This is a genomic window from Pontibacter sp. T17 (genome assembly GCF_057219875.1).
The window spans coordinates 1117120-1137452 of sequence record NZ_JBXVVW010000002.1 but is presented as its reverse complement, the minus strand read 5'-3'; the positions used below and the strand labels follow the sequence as shown (position 1 = coordinate 1137452).

Genomic DNA, 20333 nt, shown 5'->3' with positions numbered 1-20333 from the left:
CATGAAACGGATTCGAATGGCTGGGTTTCTGCTGCTGTTGATGATGGGTGCTGCCAGCGCGCAGGCACAGTGCCCCATGTGCAAGGCCAACGTTTCGGCGGGTCTTGAGAGCGGCCAGAGCAATGCCGGGCGCGGTCTGAACACGGGCATTCTGTTCCTGCTGGCATTCCCATACGTCATTGCAGGTGGCATTGCGTTCATTTGGTATCGGAACAACCGCAAAACCGAGCTGCCCATTTCCGACCAGCCTTTTGGATACTGACAACTCACAACCAACATGAGCAATCCTCCCAGCGGACTCACTGCGCTGCTTACTGAAAAATGCCCTCGCTGCCGCAAAGGCCGTATGTTCCTGACGGGGCCCTACAACCTCGGCAGTTTCCAGAAGATGCATGACGACTGTCCCCACTGTGGTCTGCACTATGAAATCGAGACGGGGTTTTTCTGGGGAGCCATGTACATTAACTATGGCTTTATCGTGGGCCTGCTGCTCACACTGGTAGTGCCCCTGCGCCTGCTCACCGACTGGGACCTGCTTGCCATCATGGGCCTGTATCTGTCGCTCATTGTGGGGCTGCTGCCGCTGCTCACGCGTTACAGCCGGGTGCTGATGCTGTATCTGTTTGGCAACGTCAGCTTCGACCCAGCCTGCTACCACCAGCCGCCCGTCGCTGCCCGCAAGGCGGCTTAACGTAGCCTAACATACTTTTACAGCACTTCACATACAGGAACGCTAGGTTGCCTGTATGAAAAAGACTCTACACTGGGTACTTGTCCTCTGTGCCATTTCCCTGAGTGCGGCTGCGCAGTCGCGCCTGTCTCCCATACAATGGCAACGGGTAGACTCCCTCTCCGACGACTTCGCTTCGGAAGCCTCACTGGCCCGCTGGCCCGATTTCTCAGCCACTGAAGGCTGGCCCAGTTTCGTCAAGGCGGCCCAGGTGAAAGACGGCATACTTACGCTTACGCCACATACCTCAGGCTGGTATGCTGAGTATCATGGCGCGTTTCTGCAACGTCAGGTAGCGGGTGCTTTTCGCCTTACAGCCCGCATCAAGGTCACCGGGCAGGACTCCATTGCCCCCACGCAGGTCTGGTCGCTGGCAGGGCTGATGGTGCGGGAGATTCCCGCTGGCGGCGCCAGTGCATGGCAGCCCCGTACCGAGAACTGGCTTTTCCTTACCACGGGCATCGCGGAACCCCTGAAGCAGGTGGTCTTTGAAACCAAGACCACCGTCAACAGCCGTTCGGCACTGAAGCTGTGGCCCGCAAAAACCGGCTGGATGGAACTGTGCATTACCCGTGTAGGGCCGGTTTTTGTGCTGCTCTATCGCTACGAAGGCCAAACCGAATGGACCCTGCTGGAGCGTTTCTATCGCCCTGACCTGCCCCGGCGCGTACAGGTGGGCTTTAACGCCTACACCGACTGGTATGCCACCACCCAGCTGCAACAGAACCCCCGCCAGTTCAACAGCACCGTCGTCACTACGGGCCGCCCCGACCTGCAACTGCATATCGACTGGGTGACGCTGGAGCAGCCTGCCGCGGGTCTGGCCATCAGCATGCCCGACCTCCTGCCCATGGTAGATTACAACACGCCTGCGGCCACCGTCCAGCAATGGATAGCCCGCTGAGCCATAAGCTGTAGTGTAGAAGACACTGGAAAGTGTCAGTAAGCGACAAGGCCCACCGAAAGGTGGGCCTTGTGTGGTTGAGGCAGGCAGGCATCTCAGCCCAGCACCTGGCGCACGTCCAGCTGTTCGTGCATCCACAGGCGCAGCTTGTCAGCCGCGATCTTTTCCTGCTGCATGCTGTCGCGGTGGCGTACCGTTACGGTGCCGCTGCTCAGCGTTTCCTGGTCCACCGTGATGCAGAAGGGCGTGCCCTTGGCATCGTTGCGGCGGTAGCGGCGGCCGATGGAGTCTTTCTCCTCCATCGCCACCTGGAAGTCGTACTTCAGGTCGTGGTAAATCTTCTCGGCGGCTTCGGGCAGGCCGTCTTTGTTCACCAGTGGCAGAATGGCCGCTTTGATGGGGGCCACGTGCGGGTTCAGGCGCAGAACCGTGCGCAGTGCCGATTCGCCCTCCTCGGCCGTAGGGGCCTGCTCTTCGTGGAAGGCGTTGCACAGGTGCATGAGGAACGAGCGGTCCAGCCCCACCGAGGTCTCCACCACATAGGGGGTGTAGTTGGTCTTTTCTTCGGGGTCGAAGTACTGGAGCTTCTTGCCAGAGAGGTTCTGGTGCTGTGTGAGGTCGAAATCGGTGCGGGAGTGGATGCCCTCCAGTTCCTTCCAGCCGAAGGGGAACTCGAACTCAATGTCTACGGCGGCGTCGGCGTAGTGGGCCAGCTTGTCGTGCAGCTTGAGGCGGGTGCGGGTGGTGGGGATGCCCAGTGCGTGGTGCCACTTCTGGCGCACGCCCTTCCAGTGCTCAAACCATTCCATCTGCGTGCCCGGCTTCACGAAGAACTGCATCTCCATCTGCTCGAATTCGCGCATGCGGAAGATGAACTGCCGCGCTACAATCTCGTTGCGGAAGGCCTTGCCGATCTGCGCGATGCCGAAGGGAATCTTCATCCGCATGGACTTCTGCACGTTCAGGAAGTTCACGAAGATGCCCTGGGCTGTTTCGGGGCGCAGGTAGATGTCGGCGGCATCGCCGGCTACCGAGCCCAGCTGCGTCTTGAACATGAGGTTGAACTGGCGCACGTCGGTCCAGTTGCGGCTGCCGGTGTCGGGGTCAGCTATCTCGGCCTGCTCTATCAGCGTTTTGAGGGCGGCCATGTCGCCAGCGGTCATGGCGGCAGCCAGGCCCTTGCGCACCTCTTCGGCTTTCTGGGCCGAACGGTCGCCAGCCATGCGGCGGGCAAACTCCTCGGCGGGCACGTCTTCGCGGCCCTCCTTGCGGAACTTCTTCTCGGTCTCCTTGCGGGCCTTGTCCAGCAGCTTCTCGATGTACTCTTCCAGCAGCACGTCGGCACGGAAGCGGCGCTTGGAGTCTTTGTTGTCAATCAGCGGGTCGCTGAAGGCGTCTACGTGGCCGCTGGCTTTCCATACCTGCGGGTGCATCAGGATAGCGGCGTCCAGCCCAACGATGTTCTCCTGCATTTGCACCATGCTGCGCCACCACAGGCCCGAGATATTGCGCTTCATCAGCGCACCCAGTGGGCCGTAATCGTACACGGCCCCCAGGCCGTCGTAGATTTCGCTGCTCTGGAAAATGAACCCGTGCTCCTTGCTGTGGGAAACGACTTTCTGGAATACCTCGGCGTAGTTCATGACGGTGCAAAGGTAGTGGGCGGCGGGCATTTGGGTACCCCCGTGCGTCAACTTTCCGCCCCTCGCCCCCCAACAGAAACGGGCAGCCCGGTGAGGAGCTGCCCGTTGGAAGGTTACTTGAGGCGGCGACACTAGAAGCGCACGCCGATTACGAGGATGTCGTCCACCTGATCGCGACTGCCGCGCCAGGTGTTCAGGGTTTCTTCCAGCAGCACAGCCTGGTCTTTCAGCGACAGGTGCTGATTGGCCAGCAGGGTTTCGCGGAAACGGCGGGTCTGGAATTTGCGGCCGCGTTCGCCACCGAACTGGTCGGGGTAGCCGTCAGAGAACAGGTAGAAAGTGTCGCCGGGGTTGAGGGCAAACTCGTGCAGCGAGTAACGCTGTTGCACCGCCGAGCCGCCAATGGGCATCTTGTCGCCCTTGGTCTCTTCGAGTTCACCGTTGACGATGCGCCAGATGGGGCGGTTGGCCGAGGCCGCCCACAGGCGCTTGTCCAGTACGTCGATGGTGACGATGCAGATGTCCATGCCGTCGCGCACAATCTGGTCTTTGCCGGCGCTGTCCTGGTTCAGTGCGGCGCGTACCCCCTGGTGCAGCTCCTCGAGTATGCGGGCCGGGTTTGTCTCCAGCCGTTCGTTCACGATACGGTTGAGGATCGAGCTGCCGATCATCGACATCAGAGCGCCCGGTACACCGTGACCGGTACAGTCGCCAGCGGCCAGCACCAGTGTGTGTCCCTGCTGGGCATACCAGTAGAAGTCGCCCGAGACGATGTCGCGCGGCGTGTAGAGAATAAAGAACTCTTCCAGCGCAGCCTTCAGTTGCTCGTTGCGGGGCAGCATGGCCTGCTGAATGCGCTTGGCGTAGTTAATGCTGTCGGTGATGTCGCGGTTTTTGCGCTCGATCTCCTGCTTCTGGCGCACCATTTCGGCGGCATAGGCTTCCAGCGCCTTGTTCTTGTCTTCGATTTCGCGGGTGCGCTCGGTGATGATGGCTTCCAGTCGCTGGTTTTTGGCCCGCAGGCGTGCGCTGTATATCAAGGCACTGGCATAGGCCAAGCCGGCAATTGCGCCAGCGCCCAGTACAAAGAAGAGCAGGCGTGCCCACCACGTCTGATACCAGTGGGGCACCAGATGGAAGACGTAGACCGTGGGGGAACTGTAGCGGCCCGAAATGTCACGGGCGCGAAGATGCAGTTCGTAGTCGCCCAGTTCCAGGCCTGTGAGTTCGGCTTCGGGGGTGGTGGAGGGGGCGCTCCACTTCAGTGGGTCGTCCGAGCCAGCCTCGCGCAGGGCATACTGGTATTGCAGACGCGCGTTATCGTCGAACCGTGTGCCTGCAAAAGCCAGGGCAACGCGGGTAGGTTGGCCCAAGACGGAAAAGCTTTCGGCGTAGAGGCTGTCGCTGGCGGCAGGGTTCAGGCTGTCGGCCCAGAGGCCGCCGTAGACGAGCGAGTCGCCGTCGATGCGTGCGCTGCGCAGTATCACGCGGTAGGGTGGTGGCGGCATCTGCTTGCGGCGCGGCTCAAAGCGGATCATGCCGTTGCCGAAGCCCAGCCAATATTGGGTGGCGTCCTGCCGGTAGGCCGCGCGCAGACTGGTGCTGGCCTCGATCTGCAGGGCGGTGCTGTCCCAGGCGTAGGATTTGGCGGCGGCGTTCCAGGCGCCATAGCGCAGGTCACCACCGGCCAGCACCAGCCGGTCGTTGAAGTTGTCCTGGTGCAGAAACTGAATCTGCTGGCCGTCGCGCGAGAGCTCTTCGTCGCGGATGAACCGGCCATCACGGTTGTCCAGCTCATATACGCCCTTTGACTGAATGGCCAGGATGCGGCCACCCAGACGCCAGATGCGCGGGGGCTTGCCGGCTTCGAGGCCGTCGGCGGCGGTGTAGGCCCTGCGGATGGGCGGGTCGGCCGGCTCGATGAGCAGCAGGCTGTCGGCGGTGGTTACCCACACGCGGCCTTTGGGGTCGGCGGTGAGGTGCAGGGTGGCTGCACGGGGGCCGGGCACACGCCGCACCGACAGAGAGTCCAGTTGCAGGGTGCGCCACTCCCAGCGCTTCACGCGGGTGCCCAGCTGCACGCGCTGCCGCTGGGTATAGGGCACAATTCGCAGCGTGGCCACACCATCGGGCAGGCCCAGAAAATACAGGTTGGGGTCTACGGTGCTTGCCTCCATCTGTGTGACGGGGCGGCTCCAGACGGGCTTGGCGTTCTCGCCTTCCACTTCATACACACCGGTGGCAGTGGCGGCAAACAGGCGCTTGGCCGATGGCACCAGGCTGAACGTGGCTTTTACAATGCCCGCCACAGGGCGAAACTGCGCCGGCGTGCTGGTTTCGTCCAGTACATAGAGGCCAAATTCTGTTGCAGCGTACAGGCGGCCCTGGTAGCGCAGCATGTCGTTGACTGCGCCCTGAAGCCCGGCGTTGGAGTTGAAGAACGTAGTGGGGGCCAGCAGGTTGGCACGGGTGATGCCCGATTGCAGACACAGCCACAGGCCGCCCTCGGCATCGCGCAGCAGGCTGTAGACGGTTTCATTCTGGAGGCCTACCGAGCGGTCTATCTTCGTCAGCTGTTCGCCCTTGGCGTTGATGACGATGATGCCGCCCCGCAGGGTAGAGATGGCGAAGAGGTCGCGGGTGAGGGCCTGCACCGCCGAAATGACGTTGGTGGCCAGATACTCTTCTACCTCGTAGGGCAGGAAGGGTTGCAGCGTCCAGCCGTTGAAGCGGAACAGGGTTTTCTCGGTGGCAATAAGCATCTGCTTGCCAGGCATGGGCACCATGCCTACCACGTTCAGGTCCGACAGCATGGCGTTGCCCATCCAGCGTTGCACCTCGCCGTTGGCTACTGCTACCAGGCCACGGCCCGGCAGGTGGGCAATGGTGCTGAGGGCCGCCATGCGTTTGGCAGGTGTGTTGTTCACTACGCACTTTTTGGCGGCTCCTTTGTGTGCCACCACCATGCCGGCGGTAGTGGCAATGTACAGGCCATCGGCACGGGTGTAGGTGCCTTTGGTTTCGCCGGGCAGGTTGCCGTCGGTGAAGCCTTCGATGGCAATGCGCACAAAAGCAGGTTTGCCTTCTGTGCTGGCCGTGAGCACGAACAGCTGGTTTCCGGCAATGGCATAGACGCGGCCGTCAATGCCAGCGGCTACCACTTTGGGCTGGGTTTCGGCAGGCACAGACAGCAACAGCCAGCGCTGGCCGTCATACTGTAATACGCCGCGGTCATTGGCCACATACAGCAGGCCCATGGCAGAGCGTGCGGCGCTGTAATTGGCTTCACTGCCGCCATAGTCGCGGGCAGCATACTGCTTCAGATAGGGTACCCCTAATTGTGAATGACCACGAATGGGGACGGCTGAAACAAACAAAAGCATGAGGCCAAGCCTCCAGAACAGACTGTTCAGGGTTCTAAGTCGCTGAACCATAGCAGGCAGAATAGGCAGATCGGTGAGTGAAAAGGTCAGCGGGTGCAAGCTAACAGGTTTACGGAGATACGTAGGTTTTTTATGCAACCATTTGGAAATGCAGATGTCTTTGTGATATCATTGTAATATCAAACCTGTCTCAAAATGAAAACCACTCCTGTTCAAGAACGTATCGTAAAGCCTGCCAGCGGCGGGCTGATGCTGGGGGTACTGTTCCTGCTCATCGCCCTCATTGTGTATCTAACAGTCAGGCATCCTGGGATTCCCCGCATCGCGGGCTTTGTGATGATCATACCCACACTCATCATGATGGGCGGCTTTATGGTAGTGGAACCCAACGAGAGCCGGGTGCTCATTCTCTTCGGTACTTACAAGGGTACGGTGAAGGAAAACGGCTTCTACTTCACCAACCCCTTCTACGACAAGAAGAAGATTTCGCTGCGCGCCCGTAACCTCAACACCGAGACCCTCAAGGTGAACGACCGGCTGGGCAACCCCATCGAGATTGCTGCCGTCATCGTGTGGCAGGTGGAAGATACCTTTCGTGCCAGCTTTGAGGTAGACGACTACCACCGCTTCGTGACCCTCCAGAGTGAGGCCGCCCTGCGCCACATGGCTGGTATCTACGCCTACGATAATATCGAGAGCGACGATGAGCACGAGGTGACCCTCCGCGCTGGCGCCGAACAGGTGAACGATCAACTGGAGAAAGAGCTGAAAGAACGCCTGCACTTTGCCGGGCTCAGCGTAATGGAAGCCCGCATCAGCCACCTGGCCTACGCCCCTGAAATTGCAGGTGCCATGCTGCAACGCCAGCAGGCCACCGCCGTGGTGGCTGCCCGCCGCCAGATTGTGGAAGGCGCCGTGAGCATGGTGGAAATGGCGCTGACCAAACTGAGCGAGCGCGACGTGGTGCACCTGGACGATGAGCGCAAAGCCGCCATGGTGAGCAACCTGCTGGTGGTGCTCTGTTCAGACCGTGCGGCCAGTCCCGTAGTAAACGCAGGCACCCTGCACCACTAAGCAACAGGAGGGTAGGGGCATGGCTGAGAAGAAAAACTTTGTGCTGCGGCTGGATACCGACACCTTTCGGGCGCTGGAAGCCTGGGCGGCCGACGAACTGCGCAGCGTAAACGGGCAAGTGGAGTATGTGTTGCGGCAGGCCCTGCGTGGGGCTGGGCGGCTGCCCAAAACCAAGGGTACGGCACCCATCTCCGACCCGCCCGAGACACAGATTGATACCCCTCCCCTACAGGATTAAGTTTTCTTTTGTTTCTCTTCTTTACAGCGCGGCGGCCTCACAGGCTGCCGCGTGCTGTTTGGCAGTACCTTTGCCGCATGGCATATTCCAGCGACCGCGATCACAGAGGCCGAGACGGCCGTGGCCCCCAACGCTCGTTTCAGGGCCGCCCCCCGCAGCAGCGCGGGGGTGGGCAGCGCCCCGCCGCCATCAGCGACGACGCCGTGTTTGGCATCCGCGCCGTGCTGGAAGCCCTCGAAGCCGGCAAACCGTTTGACCGCGTACTCATTGCCCGCGGAGCCGAGGTACAGGGCAACGATGCCAAGCTGTCGATGGAGCTGCGCCAGAAGCTGAAAGAAGTCGGGGCGCCTGTGCAGTTTGTGCCCATTGAGAAAATAGAGTCAGTGGCCCGTGGCCGCAACCACCAGGGGATACTGGCGTTCGTCAGCGCCGTTACCTACCAGGACCTCAACGACGTGCTGGCCGCTGTGTTCGAGCGTGGCGAGGTACCACTGGTGCTCCTGCTCGACGGCGTGACCGACGTGCGCAACATCGGCGCCATCGCCCGCACCGCCGAGTGCATGGGTGCACATGCCCTGCTGCTGCCCAGCCATGGCAGCGCACGCCTGGGGGCCGATGCCATGAAAACCAGCGCCGGAGCACTGGCCCATCTGCCTGTCTGCCGCGTAGAGAGCGCCAAGCACGCTGTGGCCGAATTACAGGCAGCAGGCCTCAACGTCATTGCCTGCACCGAAAAGGCCGACGACACCCCCGATGTCATTAACGCCGAAGCGCCCCTGTGCCTCCTGCTGGGCGACGAAGGCGAAGGCATCTCTCCCGCCGTGCTCAAAGCCTGCGACCAACGGGTACGTATTCCCATGAAGGGCAAAATTTCATCGCTCAACGTGGGTATTGCCGCCGGAATGCTGCTCTACGAGGTGAGCCGCCGCAGAAAAGCATAAGGAGCGTTAAGAATTTATCCACGCGGATACTTTCGAGATACCCCTCACGTTATATGGTCATGCGAGTTACCGCAAAACGTGTCTTGTCCTTCCTGCTGTTGACAGTGTTCGCGCTGTCGTCGCTGGAGGCTACCGTTTATGCGCACACCTGCAACCTCTTCCGCGAGACGGAAGTCTCCCTGCACCCCGGCAAGGAGTGTTGCGAGCTGAAAGGCAGCGAAATGACTGCCGAGGCCAGCATCGAAGCCAGCTGCTGCACCGATTCCCACGTTACGTTTGACCTGGCTGAGCGCACCACCGCTTCGCCCCTGAGTGTGCCCATGCCCCCGGCGGTGTTGCCCACCGATTGGGAGTTTCTGCGTGTGGCCGCGCTCACCGCACCGGTTGCCCTGACCTCTGACGAGGTTCTGGCGCCACCGCCCCTGGCTGGCCCTTCTGATGGCCGTGCCTACCTGTTGCAGTCTGCCCTGCTGCGTATTTGAGTCTGGAAAGTCTGTGTCGCCCCTGAAAGCCCAAGGCTTTTGGTGGCCCGCTGATGCGTGCGTTTCGCGCATCCGCTTCTCACACACTCTGTTCCATTCTCACACACATGAACTCCTTTCGTTTCATCATAGGTGCAGCCCTGTTGCTGCTACCCTTCTTCACGCTGGCCCAGAACACCCCCGTTGTTATTCAGGGTCAGGTATACATGCTCGACGACCAGGGCAAGGAAGTGCCTGCGCCCTATGCCGAAGTCTTTCTGCCCGAAACCGGGCAGGGCACTCTCACCGACAGCCTCGGTAAGTTCCGCATGGAGTCGGCCGGGCACCACTTCAACCTCGTTGCCCGCGTGGCGGGCCTGCGCCCCGACACCCTGCACTGGATGCCCGGTTCGCCTGCGCCCCGCTTTGTGGTAGGCCGTGGCCGCGAACTCTCGGAAGTCCAGATTACTGGCCGCGCCAAAGCCACCACGCTGGACCGCGCCAACCCCGTCCAGACCCAGATGATGGGCATCAAGGAGCTGGGCAAGGCCGCCTGCTGCAACCTCGGCGAGAGCTTCGAGGCCAACCCCTCGGTAGACGTCTCCATCAGCGACGGTGCCACGGGCGCCAAGCAGTTGCAGATGCTGGGGCTGGCTGGCAGCTACGTGCAGATTCTCACCGAGAACGTGCCGCTGATGAGTGGTCTGGGCCGCACCTATGGCCTCAACTACATCCCCGGCCCTTGGGTGCAGTCTATTCAGGTGAGCAAGGGCGTGGGTTCGGTGGTGCAGGGCTATGAGTCGATCTCGGGCCAGATCAACGTGACGCTGAAGAAGCCCGACTTTGAGCGTCTGCACCTCAACATGTACGCCAACAACACCGGCCGCTACGAAGCCAACCTCAACCTGGCCCAGAAGCTGTCCGACAAATGGTCTACCGTGCTCATGACCCACGGCAGCACCCAGGCCGACGTGATGGACAACAACGGCGACGGCTTTGCCGACATGGCCGCCCCCAAGATTCTGACCGTCGCCAACCACTGGCAGTATCGTCTGCCCAGCGGCTTTCAGGGCGAGTTTGGCGCACAGGTGCTGGACGAAGACCGCCGCGCCGGCCAGATGATGTACGTGATGGACGGCATGCCCTCCATGCCCGGCCACGCCTATGGCATCCGCATCCGCACCCAGCGCCTCGAAGCCTTCTCCAAGAACGGCTACGTGTGGCCCGCCAAGCCCTACCAGAGCATTGGTCTGCAACTGGGCACCACCCTGCACAACCAGGCAGGCGTGTACGGCATCCGCGAGTACGACGGCCGCCAGCGCCGGGGCTATGCAAACCTCATTTTCCAGTCCATCTTCAGCAACACCAACCACCAGTGGCGCACGGGGCTCAGCTACGTGTTCGACCAGTACCGTGAGCGCTTCGACCTCACCAGCCTGCAACGCCAGGAGTCGGTGCCCGGTGCGTTCTTTGAGTACACCTGGACCGAAGGCGACAGGTTCACCCTCATGGCAGGCCTGCGCTACGACCAGCACAACCTCTACGGTGGCTTCTTCACGCCCCGCCTGCACATCCGCTATGCCCCCAACGACCTCACCACCTTCCGTATTGCCGGTGGCCGGGGCCTGCGCGTCGCCAACCTCTTTGCCGACAACCCCAACATTCTGGCCAGCTCCCGCCTTATTTCGGTGGCACCCGGCCTTCGCCCCGAGGTAGCCTGGAACTACGGCTTCAACGTAACCCAGCTCTTCCGCCTGGCCCGCCGTTACGGAACCCTCACCCTCGATGCCTACCGCAGCGACTTTGAGAACCAGGTGATTGTCGACATGGACAGCGACCCCAACGCCGTGGCTTTCTACAACCTCAACGGTAAGTCGTTTGCCCATGCCGTGCAGCTGGCGGTAGAATACGAACTGCTGCACCGGCTGGACCTCCGCATGGCCTACAAGTTCTACGACGTACGCAGCACCATTGGCGGCGAAGTGCGCCAGCGCCCCCTCACCGCCCAGCACCGCGGCCTCGTCAACCTGGCGTATGAGCTCAGCCGCTGGAAGTTCGACGCCACCATGCACTGGTATGGCCCGCAGCGCCTGCCCGAAACGCTGAACAACCCCGCCGAGTACCGTGTGCGCGCGCAGGCACCCAGCTACACGGTTTTCAACGCCCAGGTGACGCACGTCTTCAGCAAGAAGTTCGAGCTGTATGTCGGCGTCGAAAACCTCACCAACTTCCGCCAGCTCGATCCGCTCGTTGCGGCCAAAGACCCCTACGGTCCATACTTCGACAGCTCGCTGGTGTGGGGCCCCGTCATGGGCCGCGTAGTCTATGCAGGCTTCCGTTTCATGATTCCCGGCCCCGCCGCTTCCAATTGATTACCAAACTTTCAACTCTCTTAATACCTATGTTCCGTTCCCTTCTTACTGCCGGCGCCATGGCCTTTGGCCTGCTGTTCGGCGCCACAGCCAATGCCCAGACCGTTCCTGCTGCCCAGGCAGAAGGCGGCACAAGCCTGGCCATTCAGACCTCGGCCAAGTGTGGCATGTGCCGCACCAACCTGTACAAGACCATGAAGTTCGAACGCGGCGTGTCGCGGGCCGAGCTCAACATGGAAACCAAGGTGCTCACGGTATGGTACGACCCCAGCCGCACCAACCCTGCCAAGCTGCGCAAGGCGGTGTCGCTGACAGGCTATGACGCCGACGACGTGCCCGCCGACAAGAAGGCCCACGACCGTCTGGAGCCCTGCTGCCAGAAGACCGCAGCAGCCCATACCGACGGCCCCATGGGTCGCTGATACAGCCCGGTACTTCGCCCTTTATGGCGTTGTTGTGAAAACCGGCAGCCTGACCCAAAAGGTCGTGCTGCCGGTTTTGCTGTCAAAATAGATGGTACCGCCCGACTGCGTGACGATGCGGCGGCAGAGGTCCAGCCCCAGCCCTACGCCCTCGCCCTGGTCGCGGGTGGAGAAGAAGGGGTCGAACACGCGGTCTGCGATTTCGGGCGCAATGCCGCTGCCACTGTCGCTGATACTCACCACGGCCTCGTCGTGTTCCTGCCACAGTTTCAGCGTCAGGATGCCACCGTTGGGCATGGCCATCAGCGAGTTGGAGATGAGGTTGTTCCACACCTGCACCAGCGCCGAGTGCATTACCATTACAGGCGCACAGGACTGGAAGTCGCGTATGAGTTCTACCCGCTGCCGGATAGGGTTGGCGTTCAGTATGAGTGCTTCGTTCAGGGTATCAGCTATGTCTACCGGCACAGGCACGCCGCCTTCGTCCATCCGGCTGTACGATTTCAGGGTGTAGACGATTTTCTCAGCCTTGCCCGCCGACAGCGACATCGTGCTGATGGACACCACGCTGCGCCCCAGTTTGTGCATATACTCGATGGCCTGTGTGCCCCAGGGTTTCTGCAGCAGGGCAATGACATCGTCGGGGTAGCGGCTGAGGCCCACCTCCACGGTTTTGCGGGCCAGTTCGTCCACTTCCAGCGGGGCGCGGCCAGTGGCTTCCAGCGCGGCAGCCATTGTGCGCCGCTGGGCGCGTTCTTCCTTGGTGCTCAGCTCCTCGCGGTTCGAGAGCATCCGTGCCGCCAGGCTCAGATACTGCTCTCGGTCGGCGGCGGGCAGGTCGGCCAGCCACACGGGGTAGGGTCCAAGGATGTCGGTCAGCAGTTTGTCCAGGTTCTGGGCCGAGGCCTTCATGGCACCCAGCGGGGTGTTCAGCTGGTGGGCCACGCCGTCTACCAGTCGGCCCACGGCGGCCATGCGTTCGGTCACGATCAGTTGGTTCTGGGTGGCGCGCAGTTCTTCCAGCGCGGTGGCAAGCTCCTCGTTCCGGTGGCTGATTTCCTGGTTCTGCGTGGCAATGGCGTGGTTGGCTTCTTCCAGTGCGCCCTTCTGGCGGGCCAATTCGGCAGTGCGTTCACCCACGATGGCTTCCAGCCTGCGGTTTTCCTGCTCCAGCCGCCGCGACCGCAGGTGCACCACGCCCCACATCAGGCCAATGGCCCCTACCACATACAGCGCCCAGGCCCACCACGTCAGGTACCACGGCCGCGCTATGTGGAAGGTGTATTTATTGGGCACGCTCACCAGCCCGGCGCTGTTGCGCACACGCACTTTAAAGGTGTAGGTGCCATGCGGCAGGTTGGTGTACTGCTTGTCGGTCTTGGTGGTCCAGTCGCTCCATTTGTTGTCGAAACCCTCCAGCCAGTACTGGTACACCAGGCCGGCGGCGTCGTCGAAGGTGGTGGCGGCGCACTCAAAGCGCAGGGCGTTCTGGTCAGAGAGCAGCTGCGGTTGCAGAAACTCATGCTGGAAAGGCGTCACCGTGCCACCCGCCGTCATGAAGGTGCCGCCAAACAGCGTGGAGTCTTCATCCATCACCACCCGCCGAATCAGCGGCAGGAAGGTAAACGTGCCTGCGCGGTCGTGGCGGCTGTCGAAGCGCACCAGCCCCTCGGCGCCACACATCCACACCACGCTGTCGGCTTCGGGTACAAAAGCATACACATCCTGCCCTTGCATGCGCAGCAGCGGCAGCACCCCCGATACCATCTGGCCTTTGGTGTTGGGCCGCACGGCCAGTGTACGTCGGATGGGGTAGGTGTGTAGCAGCAGGGTGCTGTCGGGCATCAGGGCCATGTGCAGAATCCAGGGGCGCATGCGGCCGCCATAGATGCTGTCGAAACGGTTGTCGGGTACGAAGCGAAGGCTGTCGGCTTTTTGCCCAGGCACCTGCTCCATACGGTACACGCCGGCCTGTGTGGCAATGAGCGTCTGGCCATAGACGGTACGGAATACGTTGAGGTTGTTGGTGGGGAGGCCATTGGCGGTGGTGAACTCGCGCACGGGCGGCTTCAGCGAAAACGCCTGGCGCATATCGGCGCGCACCACGCCCTGAAACTGCGAGCCCATCCACAGCCAACCTTCCGGCGTTTCCTGTATCGAGCGCACCTCCTTGTTTATGCCTTCCAGGCGGCCCAGCAGCTGATAGCCCTGTGTGCCTTGCGCTTTCAGCACAAACACGCCATCGGCCCCGCCGAGGTACACGATGCCGGGGTAGCGGTTGCTTACATGCAGGGTGAACAGGCCGCCACAGGGTACCTTGCGGGCAGGCAATCCGGGGGCGTCCACCACAAAGGCGCCATCGCTGGAGGTTACAACGAGGCTGGAACGGTTGGCACTGCCGGGGGTGGGTGCCACGGCCATTTCCCACGAGTCGATGTCAAGGCCGGGCACGGCCTCAAAGGTGCGGCCTGTCACGCCCTCCACCTGGCCGGGTGCCGTGGGGGGCTTCATCACAAACAGACCTTGGCTGGTGGTGGCATACAGGCGGCCACCAAAGCGCGCCGTAGCCCGTACGTCGCCGGGCAAGCCCAATTGGTCATTAAAAAAAGAGAGGCGGCCGCTGGGCTCCACCCGCGACACGCCGTTGTTGGTGCCGATCCACAGGGCTCGTTCGCGGTCGGTTCGCAGGAAGAGAATGGTCTGGTCGTGCAGGCCACGTTTTTTGTCCAGCACCCGCACTATTTCGCCCCGCCGGTTGAGGATCACTACCCCGGCATACAGGGTGCCCAGTGCCAGATTGCCATCGGGCAGCAGGGTGGAACAGTATACCCGATGGGTTTCCAGAAACGCCCGCAGCCCAGGCAGGTAGGGGGTCAGTCGCTTTCCGTCCCAGATTTGCAGCCCGGCCTTGCGGGTCACAAACAGCACATTACCGTTGTCCAGATGCTCTACGCCCACCACGCGGCTTTCGCCCAAGAGCCGGGTGCCAGGCAGCAGTACCATTCGGCCTTGGTCCAGGTGAAAGAGGCCCAGTTCATCCTGCACCGTATACACCTGATTCTGATTGGCGTATGTGAATCGAAACTCCGTCTCAGGCTTGAAGCCGGTCATTTTTGTGCCATCCCACACCAGCAATACGGCAGTAGAGCTGAAGAACACCGAGTCGTGCAGTGGCACCACATTTTCCACCCGCTGGAAGTCGCGGAAGGCCTGTGGCACGGCCTGCATCAGGCTCACATAGCGCAGTACGCCTTGGGCATCGGGCTTCAGATAGCCGATTTCTGTCTTGGCACCCACCCAGATGCGCCCGCCACGGTCGATGTTCAGCGAGCGAACCGATGTTTTGTTGGCCGTGGGGATAAGGCGCCAGAAGCTGCCGTCGTACTCCAGTACGCCGTCGTTGTTGCCGATGTAGATAATACCCCGCTGGTCCTGCACGATGTCCCAGTTCTGGGTTTCGGCGTGATAAACCTTTGGCGAGTAATTCTGGACAAACGGCAGGCCTGTTTCGCTGGCATCGTCGTCCTGGGCATGCCCAGGCAGGGGTAGCAGTGCAGCAATACCCAGACAGGCGGCTGTGCAGATACCCCGGGCCGAGGCCTTAAAAACTGAGGGTATGGCAAAGCCAGACAACATGCGTGTGTTGTGTGAAATTCGGTCTGGATGACGCAAACAAATATAACGGAAGTTGGGCAGCTGACACACGCACGGAGCTTAACTTGCAAGCCTATGCGTGGTTTATCTTTTCTGCTTGCAGTGGTCCTGCTGGCTGGCTGCTCTGCCGCCGACACACGGCCGCGCCCCAGAGGCTTCCACCGCCTGGAACTTCCGGCGCACACCTACACCCGCTTCAGCGATCCACACTGCCCCTTCACTTTTGAGTATCCGGCCATCGGTAAAGTGCTCACCGGCCGCATCGATTCCTGTTATGTCGATATCGAGTTTCCGACACTCGGCTGTCGTTGGCACATCACCAGTCGGGGCCTTGCACCCAAAGGCCCGAAGGGCGCCTCTACAGCCTATGAAGATTATCGCAGGCTTATTTACAAGCACACTGAGAAGGCCAGCGAGATCACGGAAGAGCGCATAGTTTCCGGCACCGGAGGCGGTGTCTATTTCCAGATTTATGGCGAGGTTCCGACGTCGGCGCAGTTCTTTTTTACTGATAGTTCCGCCAACGCCGTCATGACGTCTTTCTACTTTCGCACGGCGCTTAAGAACGACTCGCTGGCGCCGGTAATCGAGTACATGAAGGCCGATCTGCTGCACATGGCCAAGTCAATCCAGTGGAAGTAAATCGCCGTTAGCACAACGATAATCATGAGAACTGCAACTGTTTTTCTGGGTGTACTGGCTGTCGGAATGGTTGCCGGAAGCTGTGTGTCCAAGAAGGAATATCTTGCACAGGTGTCGACGGCAGAGGCACTGGAACGCACGCTGCAGGCCACCCGCCAGCAGGTGACGGAACTGCAGGCCGACACCACTGCCCTGCGTACCGGGTTGCGCGCCCGCAATGCCGACATCAAGCGCCTGGATACTGAGCACCAGCAGATGGAGGAAATGGTGGCCCAGGCCGAGGCCCGCTACCGCCAGCTGAAAGACAACTACGACAAGCTGGCCAACAACAGCGGCGAAACCACCCAGCAGCTTCTGGCCGACCGCGACCGACTGGAGCGCGAAATCTTCGTCCGTGACTCGGCCGCTGTGGCCCTGCGCCAGAAGGTGGCACAGGCGCTCACAGGCTTCCGCGACTCGGGCCTCGACGTAGCCGAGCGCAATGGCCGCGTATATGTGTCGCTGCCCAACCAACTGCTTTTCGAAACAGGCGAAACCAAGCTGGACCGCAAAGGCCGCGCCGCCCTGCTGGAACTCGCCACCGTGCTCAAGACCCAGCCCAACCTCGACGTTACCGTGGAGGGCCACACCGACAACGTGCCCGTCACCAACCTTGGTGCCATTCAGGACAACTGGGACCTCTCCGTGCTGCGGGCCACTGAGGTGGTGCGCCTGCTGACCACCGAGGGTGGGGTATCGCGCAGTCGGGTCATCGCCGCAGGCCGCAGTGCTTATGCGCCTGTTGCCAGCAACGACACCCCCGAAGGCAAGGCCCGCAACCGTCGCATCGAGTTGGTGCTCGCACCTGACCTTAAAGCACTTTTTGCGCTGGTCGAGCCATCACCGCAGCAGGCCAAACCTGCTGCTAAACCAGCCTCAAAGCCAGCAGCTAAGATCAAGGGAAAGCCAGCCCCCAAGCGGAAGAAGTAACGCCGGGCTCAGGCGGCAAACCGCAGCGTGAACACCGTCTGCTGGTCGGGCTCCGACTGCGCCGTAAGCGAGCCGCCGTGCTGGTGCATGATCTGCCGCGACCACGACAGCCCGATGCCCGAGCCCCCGCGCTTTGTGGTGTAGAACGGAATGAAGATGCGCTCCAGTGCCTCGGGGATAATACCCGGCCCGTTGTCGGCCACATGAATGGCTACCCGGCCTTCTTCGCGGCGGGCCACCAATGCCACGCGGCGCGTCATGGGGTCGGTGCCCGGTTCGGCTTCCGGAAAGGCTTCCACTGCATTCTTCACCAGGTTGATCAGCACCATCTCAATCAAATCGGGATCGGCCTGGATGTGCAGGTCGGCTGGGTCTACAGTCACCAGCAGGGTCACCTGACGTTTTTCGGCCTGCTCACGCAGCAGCAGTTCTATCTGCTGTATCAGACGCCGAATCTCAGTGCGTTGCAGCTTCGGTGTGGGTATGCTGGTGAAGTTGCGGTAGGCATCCACAAAGTGGATGAGCCCCTGGCTGCGCTTCTCGATGGTCTCAAGGCTGTCGCGCAGGTCTTCGAAGGTCTCGGGCGTCAGCACCACCTGGTCTACGCCGTTGGCCACGGTGTGGGTGGCTTCTTCCTCTATCAGTTCGCGCACGGTGCCGCTCAGCGAGCTGATGGGGGTGATGCTGTTCATGATTTCGTGGCGCAGCACGCGGGCCAGGTTGCGCCAGGCTTCCAGCTCTTTCTGCTCCAGTTCTACCTGGATGTTCTGCAATGACACCAGTTTCAGTGCCCGGCCCCGCATCCAGAATTCGGCAGCCTGCACGCTCAGCTGGCGTTCGGTATTTTCCTCCACGCCAATTCGCTCCAGCGAGCTGCTGCCGCTGCGCAGCGTCCTAAACGCTTGCACCAGCGCCGGGTGGCTGCGTTCTATCTCCGATATGTTGCGGTAGGCTGTCTGACCCAGCAGGTTGCGCGCCGCGGTGTTGATCAGCTCTATCTTTCCGTTCTGGTCAAACACCAGAAGGCCCGTGCTCACGTGCTGCACCACGGTGTCCAGATAGCGCAGGTTCTCCTCTTTCTCGGCGCGGGTTTTCTGGAAGTCGCGGATCACCGCCGTGAACTGCTCGTTCAGCTCTCGGAACGATCCACCCAGGCGGTTGTCGTGCGTGAAACTTATCGAGAAATCGCCGTAGCGAATGCTTTCGAGAAAGAACTTCAGTTTCTGGTTGGTGGTGTCTACCAGCCGATATAGTGCCACTACCTGAAATACCAGCAGGCACGCCAGCAGCCCCACTGCCAGGTATTGGTCAGACAGGGCGGCCAACAGCACAATGACCAGCAGCGTCAGCAGAATGCCCGTCAGGCGTGCGGCCAGCCGGATGCGGAAATGATCAAAGGCCATGCTTTTCGAGGCGTCGGTACAGCGAGGCGCGGGTTAGGCCCAGTTCGCGGGCAGCGTTGGAGATGTTGCCGTTGTGCTTGTTCAGCACCTTTCGGATCATCACCTTCTCCAGCTCTTCCAGGTTGTAGTTGTCCAGTTGCACATTGCCGGCTTCCCCCCCCGGCTGGGTGTTGGTGACCGACAGCAGTATGTCGTCGGGCTGTAATAAGGCGGCATCGCTCAGGATGACGGCCCGCTCCAGTGTGTGCTGCAGCTCGCGGATGTTGCCCGGCCAGGCATAGCCCGTCAGCTTGTTCATGGCTGGCTGACTGATGGTGCGGGTGGTTTTCTTGTACTTCCGGGCAAACGACTCCAGGAAGTGGTTGGCCAGCAGGGGTATGTCTTCCTTACGCTCGCGCAGCGGCGGCAGTTTGATCTCGATGGTGTTGATGCGGTAGAGCAAATCCTGCCGGAAGCTGCCCTGGTTCACCATCTCGTAGGGATCTTTGTTGGTGGCACACACCAGCCGTATGTCAATGCCTTTGGGCTTGTTGCTGCCTATGCGCGTTACCTGGCGGCTTTGCAGCACGGTCAGCAGTTTGCCCTGTAGGGCCATGCTCAGGTTGCCGATTTCATCGAGGAAGATGGTGCCGCCGTTGGCTACTTCAAAGCGACCTGCGCGGTCTTCGCGTGCATCGGTGAAGGCGCCTTTCTGGTGGCCAAACAGTTCGCTTTCGAACAGCGTTTCCGCTATTGAGCCCAGGTCTACGCCTACAAAGACTTCTTTCGCGCGTTTCGAGTGTCGGTGCAGCGCTCGCGCTATCAGCTCCTTGCCGGTGCCGTTCTCGCCCAGTATCAGTACGTTGGCATCGGTTTCAGCTACGCGCAGCACGGTTTCAAACACCTTCAGCATGCCACTGCTTTTGCCTACGATGTCCTGAAACATCTGGTCCAGATCCTGGGCCAGCAGGCTCTGGCGGCTGCGCAGTTCGTCCACCTGGTTCTGTGCCCGCCGCAGCTTCATCGCCGAGAACACCGTGGCTATGAGCTTCTCGTTGTTCCACGGCTTGATGACGAAATCCGTGGCCCCCGCCTTGATGGCCCGAACGGCCATGTCTACGTCGCCATAGGCTGTGATCAGCACCACCACCGCTGAAGGGTCTATCTCCAGTATGCGCTCCAGCCAGGCAAAGCCCTCATGTCCGCTGGCCACATCTTTCGTGAAGTTCATGTCCAGCAGAATCACGTCATAATGCGTATTCTTCAGCAGGGTAGGGATGGCATTCGGATTCTTTTCGATGTCCATCTGTTGCACGTGCCGCTTAAGCAGCATACGGGCGGCTTTCAACACGTCTTCATCATCGTCTACCATCAGCACTTTGCCGATGGGGTCGTTCGACAGGGCCATAGCGGGGGCATCGGGGGTTTGTTCCTTGCGGGGCATGATGGGCAAACATTGTACCGGGAAATGCATCAGTGCTGAAATCGCCTGTAGCGGCGCAGCAGGGCTAGGTTAAG

At 61.0% G+C, this 20333-nt stretch carries 16 protein-coding genes; 11 read left to right on the top strand and 5 right to left on the bottom strand.

Annotated elements, in window-relative coordinates:
• The first annotated feature begins 1 nt into the window (after position 1).
• Genes AC2D8O_RS13000 through AC2D8O_RS12990 form a run of 3 tightly spaced genes read left to right on the top strand, consistent with a single transcriptional unit; the run spans position 2 to position 1634 of the window.
• Positions 2-262, top strand: coding sequence for a hypothetical protein (locus AC2D8O_RS13000; protein ID WP_484679266.1), 261 nt, complete (start codon positions 2-4; stop codon positions 260-262).
• A gap of 15 nt (positions 263-277) precedes the next feature.
• Complete coding sequence (locus tag AC2D8O_RS12995) at positions 278-691, top strand: DUF983 domain-containing protein (RefSeq protein ID WP_484679265.1); 414 nt, start codon at positions 278-280, stop codon at positions 689-691.
• Positions 692-746: 55 nt separating this feature from the next.
• On the top strand, positions 747-1634 hold the full coding sequence (locus AC2D8O_RS12990) for a hypothetical protein (RefSeq protein ID WP_484679264.1): 888 nt from the start codon (positions 747-749) through the stop codon (positions 1632-1634).
• Positions 1635-1729: 95 nt separating this feature from the next.
• Here AC2D8O_RS12990 and AC2D8O_RS12985 read toward each other — a convergent pair whose 3' ends face one another.
• Positions 1730-3277: a glycine--tRNA ligase gene (locus AC2D8O_RS12985; protein WP_484679263.1), complete on the bottom strand. Its 1548-nt coding sequence runs from the start codon at positions 3275-3277 to the stop codon at positions 1730-1732.
• Positions 3278-3408: 131 nt separating this feature from the next.
• Complete coding sequence (locus AC2D8O_RS12980; protein WP_484679262.1) at positions 3409-6660, bottom strand: SpoIIE family protein phosphatase; 3252 nt, start codon at positions 6658-6660, stop codon at positions 3409-3411.
• A 195-nt stretch (positions 6661-6855) separates the two neighbouring features.
• Here AC2D8O_RS12980 and AC2D8O_RS12975 point away from each other — a divergent pair, with 195 nt between their 5' ends.
• The 6 genes from AC2D8O_RS12975 (at position 6856) to AC2D8O_RS12950 (ending at position 12168) form a co-directional block, all read left to right on the top strand.
• A complete protein-coding gene (locus AC2D8O_RS12975; protein ID WP_484679261.1) occupies positions 6856-7734 on the top strand; it encodes an SPFH domain-containing protein in 879 nt (292 codons plus the stop codon).
• 19 nt (positions 7735-7753) lie between these two features.
• Positions 7754-7972, top strand: a complete 219-nt coding sequence (locus AC2D8O_RS12970) for a type II toxin-antitoxin system antitoxin (RefSeq protein WP_484679260.1) — start codon at positions 7754-7756, stop codon at positions 7970-7972.
• 77 nt (positions 7973-8049) lie between these two features.
• Complete coding sequence (gene rlmB, locus AC2D8O_RS12965) at positions 8050-8913, top strand: 23S rRNA (guanosine(2251)-2'-O)-methyltransferase RlmB (protein ID WP_484679259.1); 864 nt, start codon at positions 8050-8052, stop codon at positions 8911-8913.
• 59 nt (positions 8914-8972) lie between these two features.
• On the top strand, positions 8973-9395 hold the full coding sequence (locus AC2D8O_RS12960) for an HYC_CC_PP family protein (protein ID WP_484679258.1): 423 nt from the start codon (positions 8973-8975) through the stop codon (positions 9393-9395).
• 107 nt (positions 9396-9502) lie between these two features.
• Positions 9503-11746 (top strand): TonB-dependent receptor, encoded by a 2244-nt coding sequence (locus tag AC2D8O_RS12955; protein ID WP_484679257.1) that lies wholly within the window; start codon positions 9503-9505, stop codon positions 11744-11746.
• A 29-nt stretch (positions 11747-11775) separates the two neighbouring features.
• Entirely contained in the window at positions 11776-12168 is a 393-nt protein-coding gene (locus tag AC2D8O_RS12950; RefSeq protein WP_484679256.1) for a heavy-metal-associated domain-containing protein, read from the top strand.
• A gap of 21 nt (positions 12169-12189) precedes the next feature.
• Here AC2D8O_RS12950 and AC2D8O_RS12945 read toward each other — a convergent pair whose 3' ends face one another.
• On the bottom strand, positions 12190-15804 hold the full coding sequence (locus AC2D8O_RS12945; RefSeq protein ID WP_484679255.1) for an ATP-binding protein: 3615 nt from the start codon (positions 15802-15804) through the stop codon (positions 12190-12192).
• Positions 15805-15897: 93 nt separating this feature from the next.
• Between AC2D8O_RS12945 and gldD the strand changes: the two genes are divergently transcribed.
• Together gldD and AC2D8O_RS12935 are read left to right on the top strand one after the other, a co-directional pair.
• A complete protein-coding gene (gene gldD, locus AC2D8O_RS12940) occupies positions 15898-16464 on the top strand; it encodes a gliding motility lipoprotein GldD (RefSeq protein ID WP_484679254.1) in 567 nt (188 codons plus the stop codon).
• A gap of 24 nt (positions 16465-16488) precedes the next feature.
• Positions 16489-17433, top strand: a complete 945-nt coding sequence (locus tag AC2D8O_RS12935) for an OmpA family protein (protein ID WP_484679253.1) — start codon at positions 16489-16491, stop codon at positions 17431-17433.
• Between the two features lie 8 nt (positions 17434-17441).
• Here the strand turns inward: AC2D8O_RS12935 and AC2D8O_RS12930 are convergent, their stop codons facing one another.
• Together AC2D8O_RS12930 and AC2D8O_RS12925 are read right to left on the bottom strand one after the other, a co-directional pair.
• Positions 17442-18836 (bottom strand): sensor histidine kinase, encoded by a 1395-nt coding sequence (locus AC2D8O_RS12930; RefSeq protein WP_484679252.1) that lies wholly within the window; start codon positions 18834-18836, stop codon positions 17442-17444.
• On the bottom strand, positions 18826-20259 hold the full coding sequence (locus AC2D8O_RS12925) for a sigma-54-dependent transcriptional regulator (RefSeq protein WP_484679251.1): 1434 nt from the start codon (positions 20257-20259) through the stop codon (positions 18826-18828). The genes AC2D8O_RS12930 and AC2D8O_RS12925 overlap by 11 nt, the downstream gene beginning before the upstream one ends.
• Positions 20260-20333 lie beyond the last annotated feature (74 nt).